At 71.8% G+C, this 2,941-nt stretch carries 3 protein-coding genes; all 3 read left to right on the top strand.

Going from position 1 to position 2,941, the window contains the following annotated elements; genetic code table 11:
• Positions 1 to 92: 92 nt before the first annotated feature.
• The 3 genes from K2X24_RS10320 to K2X24_RS10310 all read left to right on the top strand — a co-directional run bounded on the left by K2X24_RS10320 (position 93) and on the right by K2X24_RS10310 (position 2,591).
• Positions 93 to 1,475: a chloride channel protein gene (locus K2X24_RS10320; protein WP_292497536.1), complete on the top strand. Its 1,383-nt coding sequence runs from the start codon at positions 93 to 95 to the stop codon at positions 1,473 to 1,475.
• Positions 1,476 to 1,549: 74 nt separating this feature from the next.
• Positions 1,550 to 1,729, top strand: a complete 180-nt coding sequence (locus K2X24_RS10315; protein ID WP_056469231.1) for a DUF1328 domain-containing protein — start codon at positions 1,550 to 1,552, stop codon at positions 1,727 to 1,729.
• 10 nt (positions 1,730 to 1,739) lie between these two features.
• Positions 1,740 to 2,591, top strand: a complete 852-nt coding sequence (locus K2X24_RS10310; RefSeq protein ID WP_292497531.1) for an SDR family NAD(P)-dependent oxidoreductase — start codon at positions 1,740 to 1,742, stop codon at positions 2,589 to 2,591.
• Positions 2,592 to 2,941: the final 350 nt, after the last annotated feature.

Below are 2,941 nucleotides of genomic sequence, written 5' to 3'. Positions count from 1 at the left end.
CCACTTTCTCAGGACCCCCTTTCTCAGGGTCCCCTTGCCTGAACCCCCGCCGCACCGCCTCGCCCGAGTTTCTGCCCCGAGCCCCGGACCGCATGCCCCCCGCCCGTCCCCCGAAGGTGCTGCGCGTCGAGGTTCCCAAGGCCATGCTGCGCCTGCGCGGGGCCACCCGCGATGCGTTCGGGCTGTGGCGCCACCGCCTGCTGTTCCTCGTCGGCGGCATCGGCGTCGGCCTCGCCGCCGTGCTGATGGCGGAGCTGGCCGACGCGGCGCAAGGGGGCTTCCGGCGGGTGCTCGGCCTCTCGCCCCTGGTGGCCCTCGGCCTGACGCCCCTCGGGTTCGCCCTCTGCGCCTGGCTCGCCCGCGACGTCTTTCCGAACGCGCAGGGGTCGGGCATCCCCCAGGTGATCGCGGCGCGCCAGACTGGGCGGCTCGCCCTGCGCCGGTCCCTGGTCTCCCTGCGGGTCGCGGCGGGCAAGATCGTGGTGATGAGTCTCGGCCTGCTGTTCGGCGCCTCCACGGGACGCGAGGGGCCGACGGTGCAGGTCGGGGCCGCGATCATGGCGGCGGCCGGACACCTCACGCCGGAGCGGGTGCCGGGCCTGATCCTCGCCGGCGGTGCGGCCGGCGTGGCGGCGGCCTTCAACACGCCGCTCGCCGGCATCGTCTTCGGCATCGAGGAGCTCGGCCGGGCCTACGAGGCTCGCACGGGCGGGCTCATCGTCGCCGCCATCGTGGCGGCCGGCCTCACCGCGATGGCGCTGACCGGCAACTACACCTATTTCGGCACCGCCAGCGCCGCCCTGCCCTTCGGGCCGGGCTGGATCGCCGTGCCGGTGCTCGGGGCGCTGGGGGGCCTGGCCGGCGGCGGCTTCTCCCGCATCGTCATCCTGTTCGCGCGCGGCCTGCCCGGGCGCCTCGGGGGCGCCATCGCCGCCCGGCCGATCGCCTTCGCGGCGGCCTGCGGCCTCGGGGTCGCCCTCTGCGGCCTCGCCTCGGGCGGCACGGTCTACGGCACCGGCTACGAGGAGGCGCGCACCCTCCTGCACGGCACGGCGGACCCGCATCCCGACTTCGCGCCCCTGAAGTTTCTCGCCACCCTGCTGTCGGCGATCAGCGGTATTCCCGGCGGCCTGTTCGCCCCCTCGCTCAGCGTCGGGGCCGGTCTCGGGGCCGCCCTGCACGGCTGGTTCTCCGGCGTGCCGGTGGCAGCCCTGGTGCTCATCGGCATGGTCGCCTACCTGACCGGTGCCCTGCAGGCGCCGATTACCGCCTTCGTCATCGTCACCGAGATGACCCAGGACCACGCCCTGATGATCCCCCTCATGGTGGCGGCGCTGATCGCCGACGCGGTCTCCAAGGTGGTCTGCCGCGAGGGGCTCTACCACGCCCTGGCGCACATCCTCCTGGAGCGGGCCGGAACCGACGCCCGTCCGGCGGCACCGGCACCGGCGACGCCCCCCGGACCCGCTGCGTAAAACAGCCGAGCTTGGGCGGAACGCTTGCGTCCCCAGGTGGTTATCGGTCGGTTCCGCGATCTGGAGTGTTGCGCATGACCCTGTTGAAATGGGCCCTCATCTGTTTCGTGATCTCCCTCATCGCGGGCGGCCTCGGCTTCACCGGTATCGCCTCGGGCGCCGGCTCCCTGGCCCGCATCCTGTTCGGCCTGTTCCTGCTGGTGGCCATCGTCATCGTGGTCGTCGCCTTCGCCATCGGGCAGGCGGTGTTCTAGGGCCGCGCCGATGCCGGAGCGGATCGCCCTCGTCACCGGAGCGACTTCCGGCATCGGCACGGAGACGGCCCTCGGCCTCGCGCGGGCGGGGTTCCGCGTCGGCCTCGTGGGCCGGGATGCCGACCGGACCGGCCGGGCCGCCGCCCGGATCCGGGAGGCCGTGCCCGGTGCCGTGATCGACGGCTTCGTCGCCGACCTCGCGTCGCAGGCCGAGATTCGCCGCCTCGCGGCAGCGGTGCGGGAGCGATATCCACGCCTCCACGTGCTCGTGAACAATGCCGGCGCGATCTTCGACCGACACGCCACGACGGTGGACGGCATCGAGCGCACCTGGGCGCTCGATCATCTCGCCTACCTGCAGCTCAGCCTCGAGCTTCTCGATCTCCTGAAGGCCGCCGCACCGGCCCGCATCGTCAGCGTCGCCTCGACGGCGCACCGGCGCGGCCGCATCGCCTTCGACGATATCGGCCATGCCCGGGACTACAGCGCGATCACGGCCTATTCCCAGGCCAAGCTCGGCAACGTGCTGTTCAGCGCCGCCCTCGCCCGGCGGCTGGCCGGCAGCGGCGTCACCAGCAACGCCCTGCATCCCGGCGTCATCGCCAGCGGGTTCGCGTCCGGGACCGGAGGCTGGTTCGGCTTCGGCTGGCGGTTGATCCGGCCCTTCCTGTCGAAGCCCGAGGATGGCGCCAGGACCTCCATCCACCTCGCGACCTCTCCCGAGGTGGAGGGCGTCACGGGACTCTATTTCGACCGCTGCAAGCCGGTCGCGCCGTCGAGCCGGGGTCGGGACGAAGCCCTGCAGGAACGCGTCTGGGCCCTGAGCCTGACGCAACTCGGCCTGACCGAGCCGGTCCGGTGAGTCACGGGTACAGAGCCCGCGACGAGCGGAGCGCCGCGCGATCCTCCGGCAGGCATGACGGGTTGAAAACGTTTTCATGCACTGCGCGCATACCCCCTCCCACATGGAAGCGATTGCATGGTGCGGTGCGAAATGGCATTTCATCGCCATGCACCGCGGCGATGGCGTCGCCGCGGTGTGCCCTTCTTGGGCGTTTCCTCCCTAGACTTCGGGCCGCTCCCTCACCGGGGCGGCCTTTTTTCTGTCCGGGACCGGCGTTTTATCCGGCCTATGACGCTCCGACAAGCAAAATTGTGCGCAATCGCACATCATTTCGAGGATGTGATCCTGCGCCGGCGCAACGCACGCCG

The organism is Methylobacterium sp., from assembly GCF_019750675.1.
Lineage (GTDB): Bacteria > Pseudomonadota > Alphaproteobacteria > Rhizobiales > Beijerinckiaceae > Methylobacterium.
The sequence above is the reverse complement of the archived record's forward strand: the minus strand, read 5'-3'. Positions and strand labels throughout refer to the sequence as shown.

Bases quoted from the DNA above. Each gene is read 5' to 3' on its own strand.
- K2X24_RS10320 (WP_292497536.1), top strand. From the start codon at position 93: ATGCCCCCCGCCCGTCCCCCGAAGGTGCTGCGCGTCGAGGTTCCCAAG.
- K2X24_RS10315 (WP_056469231.1), top strand. From the start codon at position 1,550: ATGACCCTGTTGAAATGGGCCCTCATCTGTTTCGTGATCTCCCTCATC.
- K2X24_RS10310 (WP_292497531.1), top strand. From the start codon at position 1,740: ATGCCGGAGCGGATCGCCCTCGTCACCGGAGCGACTTCCGGCATCGGC.